The organism is Acidimicrobiales bacterium, from assembly GCA_035533595.1.
Classification (GTDB): Bacteria; Actinomycetota; Acidimicrobiia; order Acidimicrobiales; family Bog-793; genus DATLTN01.
On record DATLTN010000006.1, the window covers coordinates 85,211 to 104,399 of the forward strand.

The following is a 19,189-nucleotide window of genomic DNA, read 5'->3' on the forward strand; positions in this document are numbered from 1 at the left end:
CGCTGGTGCCCGCGGTGACCTCGAAGCCCCCGAACCTCCGGCGCGAGGGCGAGCTCCTCGGCGACGGCCCGACCCTCCTCGTCGGCGCCGACGAGGTCGGCCGCGGAGCGCTCGGCGGCCCGGTGAGCGCCGGCGTCGTGCTCATCGACTCGGTGCACCGCCGCCCGCCGCGCGGGCTGCGTGACTCCAAGCTGCTCACCCCGGCTCGACGCGAGTCGCTCGTCCCGCGCATCCTCGACTGGGCGCTCGCGAGCGCGGTCGGGCATGCGAGCGCGGCGGAGATCGACGCGCTCGGGATCCTCGCCGCGCTCCGCCTCGCGGGTGAGCGGGCGATCGCCACGCTCCCCGTCGAGCCCGACGTCGTCCTGCTCGACGGCAACTACGACTGGCTCTCGCGGCCGCCTCGCGCCGCCGCCTCGCCCCTCGCCGCGGCGCCCCGGCGCGTCGTGCTGCAGGTGAAAGCGGACCTCACCTGCGCCTCCTCCTCGGCGGCGAGCGTGCTCGCCAAGGTGGAGCGGGACGCGCTGATGGTCGGCCTCGCCGAGCACCACCCCGGCTACGGGTGGGAGCAGAACAAGGGCTACGCCACCCCGGAGCACCTCGCGGCGCTCGGGGCGCTCGGCCCCTGCGTCGAACACCGGCGGAGCTGGCGCCTCCCCGGAGCCCAGGGGGAGCAGCTCGAGCTGCTCGCGCTCGGCGACGCGGAGCTCGCCTACGAGGTCGTCGAGAGCCTCCCCGCCTGACCCTCGGCAGCGGGGGGCCGGTCCCTCGGCTATAAACACGTCGATGGTCATCGCGCTGGCCCTGCTGGCGGCGCTCGCCAATGCCCTCGCGACCGTCCTCGAGCGCCTCGGCCTCGAGCAGGCGGGGACCTCGGGCAGCTCGACCCGGGCGATGATGGCCGGCGCGCTCCGGCGACCGATCTGGTACGCCGGCCTGGCGCTCACGACGGCGAGCTTCCTCCTCCAGGCCCTCGCGCTGGCCGGCGGCAACCTCTCGACCGTGCAGCCGATCATGGTCACCGAGATCGTCTTCCTGCTCGCCGTGCTGAGCGTCGGCTTCCACTTCCACCTCGGCTGGCGGGAGTGGGCGGGCGCCGGCGGCACGGCCGTCGGCCTCGGGGGCTTCCTCGCGCTGAGCTCCTCCTCGGGCGGCGGCTCCTCGCCGAGCCGGCAGGACTGGTGGCTGCTCCTCATCGCGAGCGGCGGCGCGATCGTCCTCGCCTCGTCGGCCGGCCGTCGGGGCCCGCGCGCCTGGCGGGCGGCCTGCACCGGCGTCGCGGCGGCGATCGCCTTCGCCCTCACCGCCGCCTGCATCAAGGCGGTCGCCGAGCAGTGGGGGCGCGGGCCCGGCTTCGTCTTCACCCACTTCGAGGCGTACGGCGTTGCCGGGGCGGGTCTCCTCGGCCTCGTCCTCAGCCAGCACGCGCTGAACGCGGGGCCGGTCGCGGCGTCCCAGTCGGCGCTGCTCATCGTGAACCCGCTCTCGAGCATCGTGATGGGCATCTGGCTCTTCGACGACCACCTGCAGCACGGCGGCGCACGGACCGCGCTCGAGGTGCTCGCCCTCGGCGTGATGGTCCTCGGCCTCTTCATCCTCAGCACCTCGCCGCTCATCGATCAGAGCGAGGCCCACGAGCGCCTCTCCGCGCCGGAGCACGCCCTCGGCCACGCCGCGGCCGGAGGGGGCGCGTGAGCCCGACGACGCCCGCCCGCGCCCGCTTCCGGCGCGATGCGCCGAACCCGAGTGCGCCCGAGATCCCCGTCCCGTCGCAGGCCGGCTCCTACGACGCCTGGGAGGCGGTGAAGGAGCGGATCGCCGACGGCGTCGCGCTGGCGGGCATCGACGCCGGCACCGCCCGCCTTATCACCAACCCGGAGCGCATCCTCGAGGTCGCGGTGCCGATCCGCCGGGACGACGGGACGATCGAGGTGTACACCGGCTGGCGCATCCACCACGACACGAGCCGTGGCCCCGGCAAGGGCGGGATCCGCTTCCACCCCGACGTCGACGTGCACGAGGTCACCGCGCTCGCGGCGGACATGACGATCAAGTGCGCGGTCGTCGACATCCCCTTCGGCGGCGCGAAGGGGGGGGTGCGCATCGACCCCGGCACCCTCTCGCTGAGCGAGCTCGAACGGCTGACGCGCCGCTACACCTTCGACGTCGCGACGATCCTCGGCCCCGACCGCGACGTCCCCGCCCCGGACGTGAACACCGACGCGCGGGTGATGGCGTGGGTGATGGACACGATCTCGATGATCCAGGGGCGCTCCACGCCGGGGGTGGTCACCGGCAAGCCGATCGCCCTTGGCGGCAGCCACGGTCACGTCGGTGCGACCTCGACGGGCGTGACGATCTGCACGAAGGCGCTCTTCTCCGAGCTCGGCATGGAGCTCACCGGGGCGCGTGCCGTCGTCCAGGGCTACGGGAAGGTCGGCGGCCCCCTCGTCTACCTGCTCACCTCGCTCGGGATGCGGGTGATCGCGGTGGCCGACGTGCAGGGCGCCGTCCACAACCCCGCGGGGCTCGACCCCGCCGCCCTCTCCGAGCACGTCGCGAGGACGGGCACCGTGGCCGGCTTCCCGACGGCCGATCCGCTCGCGCGTGAGGCGATCTTCGCCCTCGAGTGCGAACTCGCCGTCCCCGCCGCGCTCGGCGGCGTGATCACCGCCGAGGTCGCGGAGCACTTCGGCGCGAAGGTCCTCATCGAGGCGGCGAACGGCCCGACGGTCCCCGCCGCCGACCCGGTGCTCGAGCGGCGCGGCATCGTCGTCGTCCCCGACGTGCTCGCCAACGCCGGCGGCGTGATGGCCTCCTACTTCGAGTGGGCACAGGACCGGGAGGGCTTCGCCTGGGAGGCCGACGTCGTCGCCGCCCGTCTCACGAGGATGATGACCAAGGCCTTCGACGACACCTACCGCCGCGCCGACGAGCTGAAGGTGACGCTCCGGCGCGCCGCGGTCGCGCTCGGCCTCGAGCGCGTCGCCGAGGCGACCTCGCTGCGCGGCCTGTTCCCCTAGCGATGGCGAGCGACGGGTCGGCCAGCTGGTACACATCAGGCGTGGGGAATCGACGCCGCCTGGTCGGAGCGCTGCTCGTCGCCGGGGCGCTGCTCGGCCTGTCGGCGTGCAGCCCCTCGCAGCCCACCTCCTCGACGAGCACCTCGACGACGACGACCACGGCCACCTCGACGAGCAGCACGACCTCGACGACGCTGGCGGGAGGCCCCACCTGCTCGACGGGGGCGCTGTCGCTGTCGGCCTCGGGCGGCGGCGCATCGGCGGGGAGCAGCGTCGAAACCTTCACGGTCACCAACAACGGCCCCGCCACCTGCCGTCTCGACGGCTACCCCTCGCTGACCTTCTTCGGGCCGACCGCCGGGGGCGGCGCCGGCGCCGGGGCCAAGCTGGCGATCACCGACCAGGACGCGGGGCCGGCCCCCGCGGCCGTGACGCTGAAGACGAACGGCTCCGCCGAGTTCCTCGTGATCTTCAGCGACGTCCCGGTCGGGGGCGGCTGCACCACTGTCGCGTCGGTGGAGATGGCTCCGCCGGGGAGCAGCGAATCGGTCACTGCGCCGGTGTCGTTCAGCCCCTGCGGCGGGACGGTGAAGGTCTACGCCTTCGGCGTCCCCGGGAGCGAGAACCCGTAGCACTCGAAGTCGGCCACCGGTGCGGCCGCACCGGGCCCGCTAGGACGGGCTGATCGCGCCCTCGCCCTTCACGTTGGCGCCGCGCTCGAGCATCTCCTTCTCGTGCGCGGCCACGTCCTCGTCGACGCCTCCCGCCTCGTCGGCGAGCTCCTCCTCCTCGGGCGTCGGCGGCCGGTCGGCGTGCGCCGTCGTGCGCGCCTCCTCGGCTTCGGCGTCGCGGGTCGCGTCGTCGACGCGGGTGGGATCCTGCTCGTTCGCCATCCTCGGACCTCCGTGGGAGTCGATCTCGTACGGTGGCTACCCGCCGCCTACGGCCGCCAATCCGACGGGGCGCCGACCGAGTCGCCGCGCCCGGCGCGTGTCACCCGCTCCGGTGGGCGTGTGGTGGGCGCTGCCGGGCTCGAACCGACGACCTGTTGGTTGTAAGCCAACTGCTCTTCCAACTGAGCTAAGCGCCCTGCTCGCGAGGCTACTGGCCTGCGGCGACGGTGAGGGAGGGCAAGCCGCCCTCCCTCCAGCGCGACCCGGTCATCCTGCAGGTCCAGTCGATCCCGACCTCCCCCGGCGCGACCGGGGTGTCCGGCGTTGTGCCGATGAAGGCGAAGCCGAGGCGTCGAGGCACCGCCGCGGAGGCGGTGTTCGCCTCGTCGTGGTGGATCTCCACGAACTCGATCCCCGGACGCTCGAGCGCGGCGGCGGTGAGGAGGCGGGCGGCGGTCGTCGCGATCCCCTGGCGGAGGTGGCGGTGGTCGACCCAGTAGCCGACCTCGAGGCCGTGCGGGCCGCGGCGGCGGTGGAGTCCGGTCCCACCGACGACCTCGGCGCCCCGGAGGATGGCGAGCGTCACGTCCCCGCCGCCCTCCCAGTTGGTGGTCCACCCCTCGATCAACGCGAGACGGTCCGCCGCCGAGAGCGGCTCCAACGCGATCCACGGCATCCAGGGGCGGAGGTGCTCGAGGTTCTCCCGCACCGCCGCGGCGTCGCTCGGCTGCCAGCGCCCGAGCAACAGGCCGTCGCTCTCCAGCCGGTCGGGGAGACGGAGCGGGGCGGCCTCGCCGCCGTCGGGCACCGCGACCTCTCAGAGGTCGAGGACGAGCCGCTCACTGAGCGAGCGCCCCACGCAGATCATCATCGTCGTGTTCGTTGCCTGCTCGGCAGCGGAGAGAATGCTGTCCCGGTGGTCGGGGAGGCCCCCGAGGACTCGCGTCTCGCAGGTGCCGCAGTAGCCCTCCTCGCAGGAGTAGAGCACCGTGGGGACGGCCTCTTTCACCGTGCGCAGCAGCGACTTGTCGGCGGGGACGGTGAGGACCCTGCCGCTCCTCGCGAGCTCGACCTCGAAGGTGGCAAAGCGCTCGCCCGCCACGGCCGTCGCCTCGGGGAGCGGCCCCGCGGGCTCGGAGAAGCGCTCGAGGTGGAACGCCGCCGCGCCGAGGTGGCCGAGGCAGGCGGCCCCTGCGGCTTGCAGCATCGGCTCGGGGCCGCAGCAGTAGACAGCCGTCCCGGGGGGCGCCTCGCTGAGCGCCGCTTCGAGGTCGGGGAGGCCGTCGGTGTCCTGCGGGACGAGGCGCACGCTGCCGCCCCTGCGCCGCGCGATCTCGCTCCGAAAGGCCATCGACGAGAGCCTGCGCCCCCCGTAGACGAGGGACCAGGGGCGTCCCGCCCGCTCGGCGGCGGCGAGCATCGGGAGGATGGGGGTGACGCCGATGCCGCCGGCGAGGAACAGATAGCGCTCCGCGTCCACGAGGGGGAAGTGGTTGCGGGGGCCGATGACGCGCAGCTTGCGCCCGACGAGGGGATGGTCGTGCAGCTCGCGCGAGCCGCCGCGCGAGCGGTCCTCACGGAGCACCGCGATCCGCCAGCGGGCGCGGTCCTGCGGGTCGCCGCAGAGGGAGTACTGACGGATCCGTCCCGACGGCGTGAAGAGGTCGATGTGGGCGCCCGGCTCCCAGGCCGGCAGCTCGCGACCGTCGGGCTCGGTGAGCTCGATCGAGATCACGTCGTCGGCCTCGAGGCTCACCCGGCACACGAGGAGCGCGCGCGTCGCGCCCTCGTTCGGGCTCATCGCCGCTTCCGGCGGGGCATCGGGCGCCTCAAGCGGGGCTGGGCGCGACCTCGCCGAGCTGCAACGCCTCCCGCACCACCGGGTCGTCGTCGGTGCCGAGCAGCCGCCAGTCCTCGCCGACCTCGAGGATCTTCTCGGCGGCGCGGATGGTGCGGTAGTCCTGCTCGGGCCCGGTCGCGATCCCCGGCGGCGCCTTGCCCTCGGCGAGGCCGAGGGCGGCGTCGATGAGGACCTGGCGCATGCGGATGATCGCCAGATCGGTCGTGCCGAGGTGCTCCTTGGTGTGGTCGTAGATCGGCTTCATCGACTCGGTCACCATGAGGTCCTGACTCACGAAGTCGGCGACGCCGCTGAAGGTGGAGCTGCGCTGCACGGCGCGGTCGATCTGGTACTCGTTCTCCTCGGTGTACGGCCGGGGGGTGACGCCCTGGCGCGGCCCGCCGCTGAACGGCGTCGTGTACGGCGCGACGTCGAAGAGGTTCGCCCCCCCGAGGTTGCGCGGGTTGGCGGGCGGTTGCGTGACGAAGCTGTAGCGCCAGGTGTGCTCGTCGTCGGAGGGGACGAACATCCCCTGGCGGGTGGTGAAGGGGATGCTCGCCACGAGCGTCGAGTAGGGGGCGACGTAGGTCGTCATCCGCACGTGGGTGTGGTGGTTCGGCGTCTCGCGCAGCGCCGCGTAGCGAAAGCCGTACCACTCGTTCTCCACTTCGAGGCGGGGGGTGCGGTCATGCCGCCAGAACTTCCACGACATCGCGTTGGAGGGGTAGCCGGGACGGTCCGAGCCGTCGTCGGGGATGTCGTCGATCCCCTCGAACTGGTGGAGGAAGGAGATGTGGGCGGTGTCGATGTTGCCCTCCATCGCCTGGATCCAGTTGCAGTCGGTGCGGAGCTTCGCGGCGGTGACCTGATCGGGCGCGAGCGAGTCGGTCCCGAAGTCGCGAAACGGCGTCATCGTCTCGGGCGCGCCCATGTAGGCCCAGACGATCCCGCCCGACTCGTGGACCGGGTAGGCGAGGTGGTGGATCTGCTCCGCGAAGCTGCGCCGCTCGTTCGGCATTTCGACGCATCGCCCGGCGGTGTCGAACTTCCAGCCGTGGTAGACGCAGCGCAGGCCGGCCTGCTCGTTGCGCCCGTAGTAGAGCGAGGCGCCGCGGTGCGGGCAGTGCTCGCCGACGAGGCCGACGGCGCCGGAAGTGTCACGGAAGGCGACGAGGTCCTCGCCGAGCAGGCGCACCCTGAGCGGTGGGTCGTCGGGGGCGGGGATCTCGGCGGAGAGGCAGGCCGGCGTCCAGTAGCGGCGGAGGAGCTCGCCCATCGGCGTCCCCGGCCCGACGCGGGTGAGGATCTCGTTCTCTTCGGCTGTCAGCATCTGCCACCCCCCGGCCGGCTGCTCGTCGGCTCCTCGGCCGCACCGCGAACGCTAATCGCAGACTGCCGCCGGGGCCGACGGCGCGGGCCTCACCAGCTCAGCGCGACGTACTTCGTCTCGAGGTACTCCTCCATCCCCTCGTGGCCGCCCTCGCGGCCGAGCCCGGACTGCTTCATCCCCCCGAAGGGCGCGGCGGGGTCCGAGACGAGGCCGCGGTTGAGGCCCACCATCCCGGTCTCGAGCGCCTCGGCAACGCGCAGCCCACGCCCGAGGTCGCCGGTGTAGAGGTAGGCGACGAGGCCGAACTCGGTGTCGTTGGCCCGCGCGATCGCCTCCTCCTCGTCGTCGAAGGCGCTGATCGGGGCCACGGGCCCGAAGATCTCCTCGGCGAGGATCGCGGCCTCGGGGGCCACGTCCCCGAGGACGGTCGGCGGGTAGAAGTAGCCCGCTCGGTCGACCCGCCGGCCGCCGACGAGGGCGCGGGCGCCCGCGGCAAGGGCGCCGTCGACGAGGCGCTCCACCTTTTCGATCGCCGCCGCGTTGACGAGCGCGCCGACCTCGGACCCCTCCTGGAGCCCCGGTGCGACCTTGAGGCCACCCATCGCGGCGGCGAGGCGGCGGGAGAACTCGGCGGCGACGGGCGCCTGGACGTAGAAGCGGTTCGCCGCCGTGCAGGTCTCACCACCGTGACGCATCTTCGCGACCATCGCCCCGGCCACCGCGGCGTCGAGGTCCGCGTCCGCGAAGACGAGGAACGGGGCGTTGCCGCCGAGCTCCACCGAGGTGTTCACGACGCCCGGCGCGGCCTGCGCGAGGAGCAGGCGCCCGACCTCGGTCGATCCTGTGAAGGAGAGCTTGCGCAGGCGGGAGTCGGAGAGGAGCGCTCCGACGACCTCTGCGGGGCGGTTGGTCGGCACGACGTTCATCACGCCCTCGGGCAGCCCCGCCTCGGCGAAGAGCTCGGCGAGCGCGAGCGCGCTGAGCGGCGTGTCCTCCGCGGGCTTGGCGACGACCGTGCAACCCGCGGCGAGCGCCGGGCCGAGTTTGCGGGTCAGCATCGCCTGCGGGAAGTTCCAGGGCGTGACGAGGAGGCAGGGACCGACCGGCTGGTGCAGGACGAGCAGGCGGTTGGCTCCGCCGGGGGCGGTGCTGAACTCGCCACGGTTGCGCACCGCCTCCTCGGCGTAGAACCGGAGGAACTCCGCGGCGTAGGTGATCTCCCCGGTCGCGTCGGGGAGGGCCTTGCCGTTCTCCAAGACGATGAGGCGGGCGAGCGGGTCGCGCCGCTCGATCATCAGCTCGAAGGCCCGCCGCAGCAGCTCGCTCCGTTCGCGCGGCGGCGTCGCCGCCCAGTCGCGTTGCGCCGCGCAGGCCGCGTCGAGTGCGGCGAGCGCCTCGGCCGCCCCGCAGTCGGCGACGTCGGCCAGGAGCGCCCCGCTCGCGGGGTCGAGGACGGGGAAGGTGGAGCCGCCCGCGGCGGGGGAGAAGGCGCCCCCGATGAAGGCACGGGTGGGGGCGTCGAAGGGGAGGGTCGCCATACAAAGACGCTACGGCGAGCGCCGGCTGATGAGGCCTCGGCCGCTACTCGTCCTCGGCGCCACTCAGCGTCTCGGCCGCGGCGCGCACCGCCTTCAGGATCCCCTGGTAGCCGGTGCAGCGGCAGAGGTTGCCCGAGAGGCCTTCGCGGATCTCCTCGTCGCTCGGTACAGGGTGGTCGCGGAGGAAGGCGGTCATCGAGACCACGAAGCCCGGGGTGCAAAAGCCGCACTGCAGGCCGTGGTTCGCCCAGAACGCCTCCTGCACCGCGCTGAGGGTGCCGTCGGTCGGGGAGAGGCCCTCGACGGTCGTCACCGACTGCCCGCGCACCTGCACGGCGAAGAGCAGGCAGGCTCGCACCGCCGCACCGTCGAGGAGGACGGTGCACGCCCCGCAGACGCCGTGTTCGCAGGCGAGGTGGGTGCCGGTGAGCGAGCAGCGGTCGCGGAGGAAGTCGGCGAGGGTCTCGCGCGCCTCGACCAAGGCGCGGACTCGCTCGCCGTTCACCACGATCTCGACGGGGAGCTCATCCACGGCGTGCCTCCTCGAGCGCCTGGCCGACGACGCGGCGGATCATCGGTGCGGCGACGCGCAGGCGGTACGCCGCCGAAGCGTGGACGTCGTCGACGGGGGAGACGCCTGCGAGCGCGAGCGCCGCGACCTCGGCGAGATCGACGCGCCCTGCGTCTTGCCCGGAGAGCGCCGCCTCAGCCGCCCCGGCGCGCAGCGGGGTCGGGCCCATGCCCATCAGCGCGATCGCGGCGTGCGCCACCGTGCCCGCGGCGTCGAGGGTGAGGTGGCAGGCGGCGCCGGCGATCGCGAAGTCGCCGAGGCGCCAGGCGAGCTCCTCGAAGCCGTTCCCCGACCGGGGCGGTGCCGCCGCGAGGTGCACGGCCACGAGCAGCTCGTCGGGCTCGAGGGCGGTCTCCCAGACCGAGGTGAAGAAGGACGAGGCGGCGATCCTGTGCGAGCCGCGGACGCTCGCCACCTCCATCTCGGCGTCGAGGGCGCAGGCCACGGCGGGCAGCTCGGACGCCGGGTCGGCGTGCGCGATCGTCCCGCCGACCGTGCCGCGGTTGCGGATCTGGAAGTGGCCGATGAAGGGCAAGGCGCGGGCGAGCAGTGGGGCCCGTCGGGCGACCTCCGCGGAGCGCTCGGCGACCGCCTGCCGCGTCATCGCGCCGATGCGGAGGCCCTCTCCCTCGGCGTCCACCCCGGCGAGCTCGTCGACGTGGTTCACGTCGACGAGGTGCTCGAAGCGCGAGAGGCGGAGCGCGAGCATCGGCACGAGGCTCTGGCCACCGGCGAGGACCTTGGCCTCCTCGGCGTGCTCGTGCAGCAGCGCGGCGGCCTCTTCGATCGTCGTCGGTGCGTGGTAGTCGAATAGGGCCGGCTTCACTGTCGCTCCGGGGGAGAGGGTGCGAAGAACCGTACGGTCGGCGCGCCGCCGGTGCAACCGCCTCCCACGGGCCACGGCGGGGACGGTTTGTATGCTCGGCGTCGTCCATCGATCGGGAGGTCGCGGTGACACAAGTCGAGGCAGGGAGCGCAGCCCGCTTCGTCGGCGCGCGTGCCCGCCGCAAGGAGGACCCCCGCCTGCTCACCGGGCAGGGCGCCTACGTCGCGGACATCGAGCTGCGCGGCTGCGCGCACGTCGCCTTCGTCCGCAGCCCCTACCCGAAGGCGACGATCGACGCCTTCGAGCTCGACGCGGCGCGCGCCGCGCCGGGGGTGCGCGGCGTACTCACCGGAGCCGAGTTGAGCGTCGGGCTGAAGCTCCCCGGAGGGTGGCGGGGGAGCCTGCTCGCGACGACCGCAGTCTCCTACGTCGGCGAGCCGGTGGTGATGGTCGTCGCCGACAGCCGCGCCGAAGCCGAGGACGCTGCCGAGCTGGTGGAGGTGCGCTACACCCCGCAGCAGCCGGTGATCGACCTCGAGGAGGCGGTCGCCGACACGGTCTTCGCGCACGACGCGGACACTTCCAACGCCTTCAACCCCTCGGTGAGCGAGGGCTTCGCGACCGTCGACGCCGCGCTCGCGGCGGCGCCGCACTGCTTCACCGAGCGCATCGAGCAGCACCGCTACGTCCACTCCCCGATGGAGGGGCGTGCCGTCGCTGCCCGCTGGCAGTCGGCGACGGGCCAGCTCACGGTCTGGATCTCGACCCAGGGTCCGCACCCCGCCGTCTCGCACTTTGCCTCGGTGATGCAGGTCGACCAGACCAAGGTGCGTGTCATCGCCGGCGACGTCGGCGGTGCCTTCGGCCAGAAGATCTCGGTGAGCCGGGAGGAGACGGCGATCCCCGTCGCCGCCCGCCTCCTCGACCGGCCGCTCCGCTGGATCGAGGATCGCTACGAGAACCTCGTCGCCGGTCCGCACGCGCGCCGCGAGTTCGCCGACGTCTCGGTGGCGACCGACGAGGAGGGACGGATCCTCGCGATGAAGGTCGACCACTACCAGGACTGCGGGGCCTACGGCGGATCGGGCGGCGGCAACTTCGTGACGATGATCCCCGGCCCCTACCGGATCCCCGTCGTCGAGGTGCGGTCGACCTCGATCCGCACGAACACCTCCTCGCGCGCCGCGTACCGGGGGCCCTGGATGCTCGAGTCCGTGCTGCGCGAGACGATGCTCGACCTCATCGCCCGGCGACTCGGCATCGACGTCCTCGAGATCCGCCGCCGCAACATCCTGCATCGCGAGGAGCTCCCCTACCGGACCGGCACGGGGATGAACTACGACCTCATCACTGCGGAGGAGACGATGGAGCGCGCCGTCGCCCTCCTCGACTACGGCGCCTTCCGCAGCGCGCAGCAGGAGGCCCGCCGCGAGGGTCGCTACCTCGGTGTCGGGATCAGCGTCTTCGTCGAGCCCTCGGCGATGGGTGCCCGCCGGGTGAGCGACGGGGCGGCGATCCGCATCGACACCTCCGGCAAGGTCCTCGTCAGCGTGGGGAGCGGCTCGCAGGGCCACAGCGTCGAGACGACGATCTGCCAGATCGTCGCCGACGAGCTCGGTGTCGATCTCGCCGACGTGAGCATCGTCATCGGCGACACCGCGGCGACCCCCTTCGGAGCGACCACCGGCGGCAGCCGCAACGCGGTGAGCGGCGGGAACTCCGCGATCAAGGCCGCCGTCGACCTGCGGGGAAAGGTGCTCGAGATCGCCGGCCATGCGCTCGAGGCGAGCGTCGAGGACCTCGAGATCGAAAAGGGCGTGGTGCAGGTGCGCGGCGCCCCGGTGCGGCAGAAGAGCCTGGGGGAGATCGCCACGCTCGCGGAGACCTCCCTCAACCTCCCGGCAGGGATGCAACCGGGCCTCGAGACGGTCGGGCGCTTCACGACGAGCACCGGCTACACCTTCTCCAACGCCACCCACGTGGCGGTCTGCGAGGTGGACGTCGAGACCGGGCAGGTGGCCGTGCGGCGCTTCATCGTGAGCGAGGACTGCGGCGTGATGATCAACCCCAATGTCGTCGAGGGACAGATCGCAGGCGGCGTGATCCAGGGGATCGGCGGCGTCCTGTACGAGCACTTCGTCTACGACGAGGCCGGCAACCCGCTCACCACCACCTACCTCGACTACCTCATCCCGACCTCGACCGAGGTGCCGGTCATCGAGTACGACCACCTGGAGACGGCGGCCACGACCAACCCCGGCGGCTTCAAGGGGATGGGGGAGGGAGGCGCGATCGGCGCCCCCGCGGCGATCATCAACGCCGTGGCGGACGCGCTCGCACCCTTCGGCGTGGAGATCACCCGCCAGCCGCTCACGCCACCGCGGGTGCTCGCGCTGCTCGACGGCGCTGCGCTGCCGGCCTGAGCGCCGCGATGCCGGCGGTGAGCGCCGCCTTCTGCTGCTTCCGGCGCACCGCCGAGGGCGCGGAGGTGCTCCTCGTCCACCCCGGAGGCCCCTACTTCGCGCATCGCGACGAGGGGGTGTGGTCGATCCCGAAGGGGCTCGCCGAGCCGGGGGAGGAGTTGCTCGAGACGGCGCGTCGCGAGTTCACCGAGGAGGTGGGCGCCCCACCCCCCGCCGGGTCGGTGATCGAGCTCGGGGAGGTGCGCCAGCGCAACGGGAAGCGGGTCGTGGCCTTCGCGGCCGAGAGTGATGACCCGGCCCTTGCCTTCGTCTGCTCGAACGACTTCGAGCTCGAGTGGCCACCCCGCTCGGGCGAGCTGCAGCGCTTCCCCGAGTGCGACCGCGGCGCGTGGTGCTCCCTCGCAGAGGCGAAGCGGGTGCTCGTCGAGGCGCAGGGCGAGCTGATCGACCGCCTGCAGGAGGTGCTGGCGGGCGAGCTCCGCTGAAGGGGCGGCGCGCGCGAGCGTGCTACAACGGCGCCGTGCACCCCCCGAAGCAGCCCACGTCCACCGCCGGAGGGCGCTGAGGTGGCCGGCCTCGGCCGCTTCCGGGCGCTCGTCGCCACCGAACAGGGCGTGCCCCCGGCCTTCGCCGAGGTCGGCGAGGAGTCCCTCGGCGAGGGCGAGGTCACCGTCGAGGTCGCCTACTCGAGCCTCAACTACAAAGACGCCCTCGCCACCACCGCGACGGCTCCGGTGGTGCGGCGCTTCCCGCTCACCATCGGCATCGACCTCGCCGGCAGCGTCGTCGCCTCGAGCGACCCGGGCTTCTCCGTCGGCGACGAGGTGCTCGTCGCCGGCGGCGGTCTCGGCGAGGACCACCCCGGCGCGTACGCCCGCTACGCGCGCGTGCCGGCGGAGTGGTGCGTCCGCCTCCCCGAGGGCCTCGGCGCCGTCGGGGCGATGGCGCTCGGCACCGCGGGGCTGACCGCGATGCTGTGCTGCGCGGCGCTCGAGCGCAACGGCGCGACGCCCGAGCGCCTAGGCGGCGAGCCGGTGCTCGTCACCGGCGCTGCGGGCGGCGTCGGCTCGTACGCGGTGGCGCTGCTCGGCCGCCTTGGCTACACCGTCGTCGCCTCGACCGGACGGGTCGAGGAGGCCGCTTACCTCAGCGCGCTCGGCGCGGCGCGCGTCGTCGGGCGCGAGGAGCTGGCCCCGGTCGGGCGCGGCCCCCTCGGTCCGGTGAGCTTCGCCTCGGCGATCGACGTCGTCGGGGGCGCGACCCTCGCCGAGGTGCTCCGCCGCACGGCGCCGAACGGCACCGTCGCGGCCTGCGGGCTGGCGGGGGGCAGCCAGCTCGAGAGCACGGTCTACCCCTTCATCCTGCGCGGCGTCGTCCTCGCCGGCGTGAACTCGGTGACGCTGCACGCCGAGGAGCGACGGGCCACCTGGTCGCGCCTCGGGGCGCTCCTCCCCGACGGCCTCGCCGGGACGGTCGCCCGCGTCGAGGCGCTCTCGGAGGTGGCCTCCCTCGCGCCGGAGGTGCTCGCGGGTAGGGTGCGCGGGCGCGTCGTCCTCGACGTCGCGCGCTGAGCTACTCCGCGGGCGCTCCGTCGTCCCCGTCGGCGATGCGGAAGAAGCGGTCGCGGTAGTAGGCGAGCTCGGCGACGCTCTCGCGGATGTCGTCGAGGGCCCGGTGGTTCCCGGACTTCTTCGGCGCCTTGCCATACAGCCCCGGCGCCCACCGCCGGCAGAGCTCCTTCACCGTCGAGACGTCGACCGATCGGTAGTTCAGGTAGTTCTCGATCTCGGGGAGGTGGCGACTGAGGAAGCGGCGGTCGACGCCGATCGAGTTGCCGCAGAGCGGGACCCGCCCCGCCTCCTTCACGTGCTCCTTGATGAACGCGAGCGTCTCGGCGCCCGCCTCCTCCAAGGTGAGGGGGGAGGCCTCGATCGCCGCCAGCAGCCCGGACTCGCGGTGCATCTTGTCGACGACGGCGTCCATCTTCGCGAGCTCGTCGGCGCTCGCCGAGACGACGAGGTCGGGCCCTTCGGCGACGATCGCGAGCTGGTCGTCGGTGACGAGCGTGGCGATCTCGACGATGACGTGCCGGTCGGGGTCGAGGCCGGTCATCTCGAGATCCATCCAGACGAGCATCCGGCGATGCTACGTGACCCTCGTGGCACGTCCGCCGGGCGGCGGCACTAGCTTGCGGACGTGATCGAGGTCCCGATCGTCCTCCTCGACGAGGAGCTCGCTGCGCCTGCGTACGCGCGCGTCGGCGACGCCGGCGCCGACCTCGTGGCCCGCGAGGACCTCCGCCTCGAGCCGCGCGGCGGGCGCGGCCTGGTTTCGACCGGCGTCGCGGTCTCGATTCCCGTCGGCTACGCGGGGCTCGTGCTTCCTCGGAGCGGCCTTGCCGCCCGCCACGGCATCACCTGCCTGAACAGTCCCGGCCTCATCGACTCCGGCTACCGGGGCGAACTGCAGGTGCTGCTCGTGAACACCGACCCCGAGATCGCCTACGAGGTCCGACGCGGCGATCGCGTGGCACAGCTCGTGATCGTGCCGGTCGAGCAGGCGAGCTTCGTGCGCGGCGAGATCCTCCCCACGAGCCAGCGAGGCGAGGGGGGATTCGGTCACACCGGCCGGTGAGCGACGCCTCCCCCGAGGCGGACTACCATGGTCCCTCAGCAGGCGGACGTGGCTCAGCTGGTAGAGCATCACCTTGCCAAGGTGAGGGTCGCGGGTTCGAATCCCGTCGTCCGCTCCAAATCGACGACCTGGTCAGAGGCTTGATTCGGGTTCTCGCTCCGGCTCTTCTTCGATCTCCGAGCGGACTTCATCCGGCGTTTGTCCGTCCAGCGAGATCGGTCGTAGCTCGGAACGTGATTTCCAGCGACTCGGCGAGGGCAGCACGTGCACCCGGAAACAAGTGTCCGTAGCGATCTGAGGTCACCCGGATCGATCCCGTGAATCGACAAGACTGAGGCCATCACATGCGGCTCGCATCGGCCGAGTGATGAGAGACCGAGCTCGGTCAGTCTCCGCTGAAGATCGTGCTCGTCATGTCGCCGCAACGCGAGATAGTGCAGGAGGTTGACTGCATCAGTCCGGTGCACCGCGTGAACAAGCTCGAGGTCCTTCTCGTGCTTGGCGACGAGCGACTGCAGGTCTTGTTCAAGCACGGAGAACTCGGCATCGGCGCGCCCCGCTATCGCGACTCGCTCTTCGGAAAGCGCGAACTCTGCCTCTGCTGCTTCCGTGGGCACGCCGCGCGATCGAGAGGTGTCTCGCCTTGGCGTTGGGCGGGTGGCCGGCGACCGCTTCACTGGACCAGTCCCATGGTAAGGACTCTCACGCGCGGCAATAGCAGGACCTTCATGATTGTTGGCCTGCGGCTACGAACATGAGGCATAGCAACTCCGATCAGCGACGGCCCGGATGGCGCAAGCCGCGTTGGTGCTTCGCGAACGGACGGTCGTCTACGGGCTCGGGCTCGGACTCGGACGCGTTCATTGCTCTCCTCATCAGATGCTGATGGCCCGGGGCATGTGACTCGTCAGTGATAAGGCGTTGTTGTGCCGATGGAGTCTCTTCGACCACAGAGGGCATGATCACCTCGGCGATTCCTTTCGTGCTCGCCGCCAGCCGGGCACGACGCCGAGCTCTCGACAACGCTCGAGCGGCGAACGCGGCAGACCCCGCGGTGACAACGACCAATTTGCTTCTATTTCCCATGGCTGTCTCCTTCTGCTCTGTTTGGATGATCGGCGCGGGTGGACAAAGGAATCTGGGTCCCACTCAGCAACTTGATGGTCACGGGTCCTGCGTCATTGCATGCGGGCGCGTGCGAAGAAACGTACGGTCGAACTCTTTCTCGAAACGATTAGCCGTCATCGGCTTGTGAGGTAATCAGTGGGAAGCGACGTCCAGTGACGTCGTCTCCCCGCACCCAGATCACCAGATCGCCAGGGACCGGGGCGAGCGGTTGGGGAACGCGTCGAACCTCGCGCTTTGATGGGAGATCACCTGTAGTGCTGAGCACGCGCGCGAACCCGCGAAGCAGGACGCTCCACGCTTCGCCGACCTTCTCATCGACCCGATCGATCTCGATCGCGACGAGCGAGCCCGCGGCAAAGTTGCTGATCGTCCCTTGGGCGATCCGGATCACCACGCCAGCGTCGTCGTAGGTGAAGTTCACAGGGACGATGACCGGGGAGCTCGACGTAGCGACACCAAGTCAGGCAATGCTGTGCTCCTTCGCTGCCACAGCAAGCAGGCGAAAGCATTCAGTTCGCTCGAGCACCTCCGAGCCGTGCTGATCGATCCACATAGTTTGAGCCTGGCCCATCCGTTGGCGGATGCCTAGGGTCCGATGGCCCAAATCAGTGAAGGCGGAAGGCGAGCTCATCGCACCGGGATCAGGTCCTGACAGTTCGGTCTGGCCGCACACATCTTGAAGGGGCCATGGCGAAGGCCAACCCCGACAAGGGCCGATTCAGATCCCGCACGTCGAGACCAGCGACGTCCGGGCCGACGCCTCGCAGCTGCTCAAGGTGTCGTTGCCGCGTGTGGTCGCCACGGGTCACCAAGAGTCTTTCGGCCCTAGGCGACCGCTCACCGCAGTGCTCTAATAAGAAATGGTTTACGAGACCAAGAGGGAGCGAGAGCTGAGAGGTCGAGGAAACTCGACGACCCCCAGTATCTGACCCGGATAATGCCGGCGAAGAGAGAAGTCTCGTAAATCGTTTGCATGCGTCGATTGAACTGGATTCCGGCGTTCGTGGTCAGCCGTGAATCGTCAGTCGTTCTTCTCCTGAATGTCACTGGCCCAGGTCCCGTTCTGCGATCAGCGGTATGAAAGGTCCTTGTACTCTGTCAAGGAGTCACGTTCACGAGGAGAATCGTCGCGTGATCGTGCATGCCATCGGAATCAGACGCGCTCTATGGGGAAGCCAATTCCTCGAACTGCTCGGCGTGCGAGCTGGCGAGATGCCGCCTTGTCGAAACCGCGAGCCATGTTTCGCGAGTAGTTCGCAATTTGACTGTCGAAGTCCGGTCCGAGCCTTGTTCCATGAAGTGAAGTGCATCGGAGTGAGGAAAAGATACGCCCACGGGAGGTCTTGGTTCGAGCTGGCGGTGCCGCCCGATCGATTCGCTCACTTCACCGAGAGATGTCGAATGAACCAATCGCGCGCGAGTTCGGCGGCTTGCTCGAGGGCACCTGGTTCCTCGAAGAGGTGCGTCGCGCCCGCGACCACGGCGAGCTCGCTGATACAGCGAAGACGCGCTTGGGCGGCGCGGTTGAGCTCCAGCACGGCCGTGTCATGGCCACCCACGATGAGCAACGTCGGAGCCCGTACATTTGCCAGCGCTGACCCGGCCAGATCGGGCCGGCCGCCGCGCGACACGACCACGGCGGCCTGGTTGTCCGGTTCTGCCGCCGCGAGCAGTGCGGCGCCCGCTCCGGTGCTCGCCCCGAAGTAGCCGATCGGCAGTTCATCGACCTCGCGCTCGCCGCGCAGCCATTCGGTGACTTTCGCGAAGCGCCTCGCGAGGAGTTCGATATCGAACACGTTGGCACGCTCGAGCTCCTCGGTCGGTGTGAGGAGGTCGAAGAGCAACGTTCCGAGTCGCGCCTCATTGAGCAACGAGGCGACGAAGCGATTGCGGGGACTGTGGCGGGTGCTGCCACTTCCGTGAGCAAAGATGACGAACCCCCGAGTGACTTCGGGCACGGTGAGGTGTCCGGCAAGGCGGACCGGTCCGGGGTTCACCGCGACCTCCTCGTCGCGAACCAGCGGGTCGGCGTCGGCTACGGCGTGGGTCAATTTCGTTCCCTCGCGAGCCCGGCGAAGGAGGTCGACAACCTCCTCGTCGGAAGTTTGCGAGAACTCCGAATACCACTGTCCGACGGCGTGGAAGGGTTCGGGTGTCTCGAGCCAGACGATCTCGTCGACATCGCCGCCGAGATCCGCGAAGACCGAACATGGAGTGACCGGGATGGCAAGCACGATCCTGGTCGCTCCGTGAGCTCGAGCGACCTGGCACGCGGCACGCGCCGTCGACCCAGTTGCGATCCCATCATCGACGACCAGTGCTGTCCGCCCCGCAAGCGAGAGCCGGGGGACATTCGCCACGGAACGCTCGGGCGCGGCGCTCGAGTTCCGCGCGTTCATGGCGTTCGACCGTCGCGAACTCTGCTTCGGTGACCCCGGTCAATCGCACGATGTCTTGGTTCACGATACGAACGCCGTCCTCGCCGATTGCCCCCCCATTGCAAGCTCGGGTTGGTGGGGAAAGCCGATCTTGCGCACGACGATGACGTCGAGTGGTGCGCCGAGTGCCCGAGCCACCTCGAATGCGACCGGTACTCCGCCCCTCGGGAGCCCGAGCACCACCACGTCCCTTCCTTGAAGTTGTGCCAACTTCTTAGCGAGGCGCCGACCCGCTTGTGCTCGGTTCGTGAATCTCATGGCAGTTCTACCTGTCTTTCAGCAAGCGCTGGCTATGAAGAGGCTGGCGTGCCAATAGTTCCTGTCTCGAACTGGCCGTCCAGAGCTCGGGTTCTTCCGAAGGCATCGCCCGAGCGCCGTGCATTCGGTGCATCTCATGCGAAAGGGCGATGAGCTCGCCGGTGATTCCTCGTTCTGCAAGCCAGCCCGCCGCAAAACGCGCTGAGTCGGACTTGTCGGTCAAGCCGATTTCGACATGCTTCACGTCACTCGTGATTCGCGGTTCGCGAAGTCCCGCCGCCTTTGCG

18 protein-coding genes, 2 tRNA genes, 1 pseudogene and 1 riboswitch are annotated in these 19,189 nt (G+C 70.9%); of the genes and pseudogenes, 9 read left to right on the forward strand and 12 right to left on the reverse strand.

Going from position 1 to position 19,189, the window contains the following annotated elements; all coding sequences use genetic code 11:
- Positions 1-14 precede the first annotated feature (14 nt).
- The 4 genes from VNF07_01660 to VNF07_01675 are packed head-to-tail and all read left to right on the forward strand — an operon-like array spanning position 15 to position 3,655.
- Positions 15-743: a ribonuclease HII gene (locus VNF07_01660; protein ID HVB04942.1), complete on the forward strand. Its 729-nt coding sequence runs from the start codon at positions 15-17 to the stop codon at positions 741-743.
- Between the two features lie 43 nt (positions 744-786).
- The gene (locus VNF07_01665) at positions 787-1,695 is read left to right on the forward strand and encodes a DMT family transporter (protein HVB04943.1); all 909 of its coding nucleotides are present in this window, start codon (positions 787-789) and stop codon (positions 1,693-1,695) included.
- Positions 1,692-3,023, forward strand: a complete 1,332-nt coding sequence (locus VNF07_01670; GenBank protein ID HVB04944.1) for a Glu/Leu/Phe/Val dehydrogenase — start codon at positions 1,692-1,694, stop codon at positions 3,021-3,023. The genes VNF07_01665 and VNF07_01670 overlap by 4 nt, the downstream gene beginning before the upstream one ends.
- Positions 3,024-3,064: 41 nt before the next feature.
- Positions 3,065-3,655 (forward strand): DUF4232 domain-containing protein, encoded by a 591-nt coding sequence (locus VNF07_01675; GenBank protein HVB04945.1) that lies wholly within the window; start codon positions 3,065-3,067, stop codon positions 3,653-3,655.
- A 39-nt stretch (positions 3,656-3,694) separates the two neighbouring features.
- Here VNF07_01675 and VNF07_01680 read toward each other — a convergent pair whose 3' ends face one another.
- The 8 genes from VNF07_01680 to VNF07_01715 form a co-directional block, all read right to left on the reverse strand.
- Entirely contained in the window at positions 3,695-3,916 is a 222-nt protein-coding gene (locus tag VNF07_01680; GenBank protein HVB04946.1) for a hypothetical protein, read from the reverse strand.
- A 121-nt stretch (positions 3,917-4,037) separates the two neighbouring features.
- Positions 4,038-4,113, reverse strand: a tRNA-Val gene (locus VNF07_01685).
- A gap of 11 nt (positions 4,114-4,124) precedes the next feature.
- A complete protein-coding gene (locus tag VNF07_01690; protein HVB04947.1) occupies positions 4,125-4,724 on the reverse strand; it encodes a GNAT family N-acetyltransferase in 600 nt (199 codons plus the stop codon).
- Between the two features lie 9 nt (positions 4,725-4,733).
- Positions 4,734-5,717, reverse strand: coding sequence for a PDR/VanB family oxidoreductase (locus tag VNF07_01695; protein HVB04948.1), 984 nt, complete (start codon positions 5,715-5,717; stop codon positions 4,734-4,736).
- 28 nt (positions 5,718-5,745) lie between these two features.
- Positions 5,746-7,086, reverse strand: coding sequence for a Rieske 2Fe-2S domain-containing protein (locus tag VNF07_01700; GenBank protein ID HVB04949.1), 1,341 nt, complete (start codon positions 7,084-7,086; stop codon positions 5,746-5,748).
- A gap of 89 nt (positions 7,087-7,175) precedes the next feature.
- Positions 7,176-8,624 carry an NAD-dependent succinate-semialdehyde dehydrogenase gene (locus tag VNF07_01705; GenBank protein HVB04950.1) on the reverse strand — a complete coding sequence of 483 codons (1,449 nt, stop codon included), beginning with the start codon at positions 8,622-8,624 and terminating at the stop codon, positions 7,176-7,178.
- A gap of 43 nt (positions 8,625-8,667) precedes the next feature.
- Positions 8,668-9,156, reverse strand: coding sequence for a (2Fe-2S)-binding protein (locus VNF07_01710; GenBank protein ID HVB04951.1), 489 nt, complete (start codon positions 9,154-9,156; stop codon positions 8,668-8,670).
- Entirely contained in the window at positions 9,149-10,021 is an 873-nt protein-coding gene (locus tag VNF07_01715) for a xanthine dehydrogenase family protein subunit M (GenBank protein HVB04952.1), read from the reverse strand. Before VNF07_01715 ends, VNF07_01710 begins: the two co-directional genes overlap by 8 nt.
- A gap of 125 nt (positions 10,022-10,146) precedes the next feature.
- Between VNF07_01715 and VNF07_01720 the strand changes: the two genes are divergently transcribed.
- The 3 genes from VNF07_01720 (at position 10,147) to VNF07_01730 (ending at position 14,015) form a co-directional block, all read left to right on the forward strand.
- Positions 10,147-12,444, forward strand: coding sequence for a xanthine dehydrogenase family protein molybdopterin-binding subunit (locus VNF07_01720; protein ID HVB04953.1), 2,298 nt, complete (start codon positions 10,147-10,149; stop codon positions 12,442-12,444).
- Positions 12,445-12,452: 8 nt separating this feature from the next.
- Positions 12,453-12,929, forward strand: coding sequence for an NUDIX domain-containing protein (locus tag VNF07_01725; protein HVB04954.1), 477 nt, complete (start codon positions 12,453-12,455; stop codon positions 12,927-12,929).
- Between the two features lie 81 nt (positions 12,930-13,010).
- The gene (locus tag VNF07_01730; protein ID HVB04955.1) at positions 13,011-14,015 is read left to right on the forward strand and encodes an acryloyl-CoA reductase; all 1,005 of its coding nucleotides are present in this window, start codon (positions 13,011-13,013) and stop codon (positions 14,013-14,015) included.
- A gap of 1 nt (position 14,016) precedes the next feature.
- On the opposite strand, the gene orn is transcribed toward VNF07_01730, so the two are convergent.
- Positions 14,017-14,580 carry an oligoribonuclease gene (orn, locus tag VNF07_01735; GenBank protein ID HVB04956.1) on the reverse strand — a complete coding sequence of 188 codons (564 nt, stop codon included), beginning with the start codon at positions 14,578-14,580 and terminating at the stop codon, positions 14,017-14,019.
- Positions 14,581-14,640: 60 nt separating this feature from the next.
- On the opposite strand from orn, the gene dut reads away from it, so the two are divergent.
- Complete coding sequence (dut, locus tag VNF07_01740; GenBank protein HVB04957.1) at positions 14,641-15,078, forward strand: dUTP diphosphatase; 438 nt, start codon at positions 14,641-14,643, stop codon at positions 15,076-15,078.
- Between the two features lie 42 nt (positions 15,079-15,120).
- Positions 15,121-15,196 (forward strand) — tRNA-Gly (locus tag VNF07_01745).
- A gap of 1,116 nt (positions 15,197-16,312) precedes the next feature.
- Here VNF07_01745 and VNF07_01750 read toward each other — a convergent pair.
- The 3 genes and pseudogenes from VNF07_01750 to VNF07_01760 all read right to left on the reverse strand — a co-directional run.
- A pseudogene (locus tag VNF07_01750) lies at positions 16,313-16,654 on the reverse strand (pyridoxamine 5'-phosphate oxidase family protein).
- 419 nt (positions 16,655-17,073) lie between these two features.
- A riboswitch (TPP riboswitch) is annotated at positions 17,074-17,175 on the forward strand.
- Positions 17,176-17,585: 410 nt separating this feature from the next.
- A complete protein-coding gene (locus VNF07_01755; protein ID HVB04958.1) occupies positions 17,586-18,440 on the reverse strand; it encodes a hypothetical protein in 855 nt (284 codons plus the stop codon).
- Positions 18,441-18,909: 469 nt separating this feature from the next.
- Positions 18,910-19,189 (reverse strand): hypothetical protein (locus VNF07_01760; GenBank protein HVB04959.1); only part of this gene is annotated, 280 nt, incomplete at its 5' end.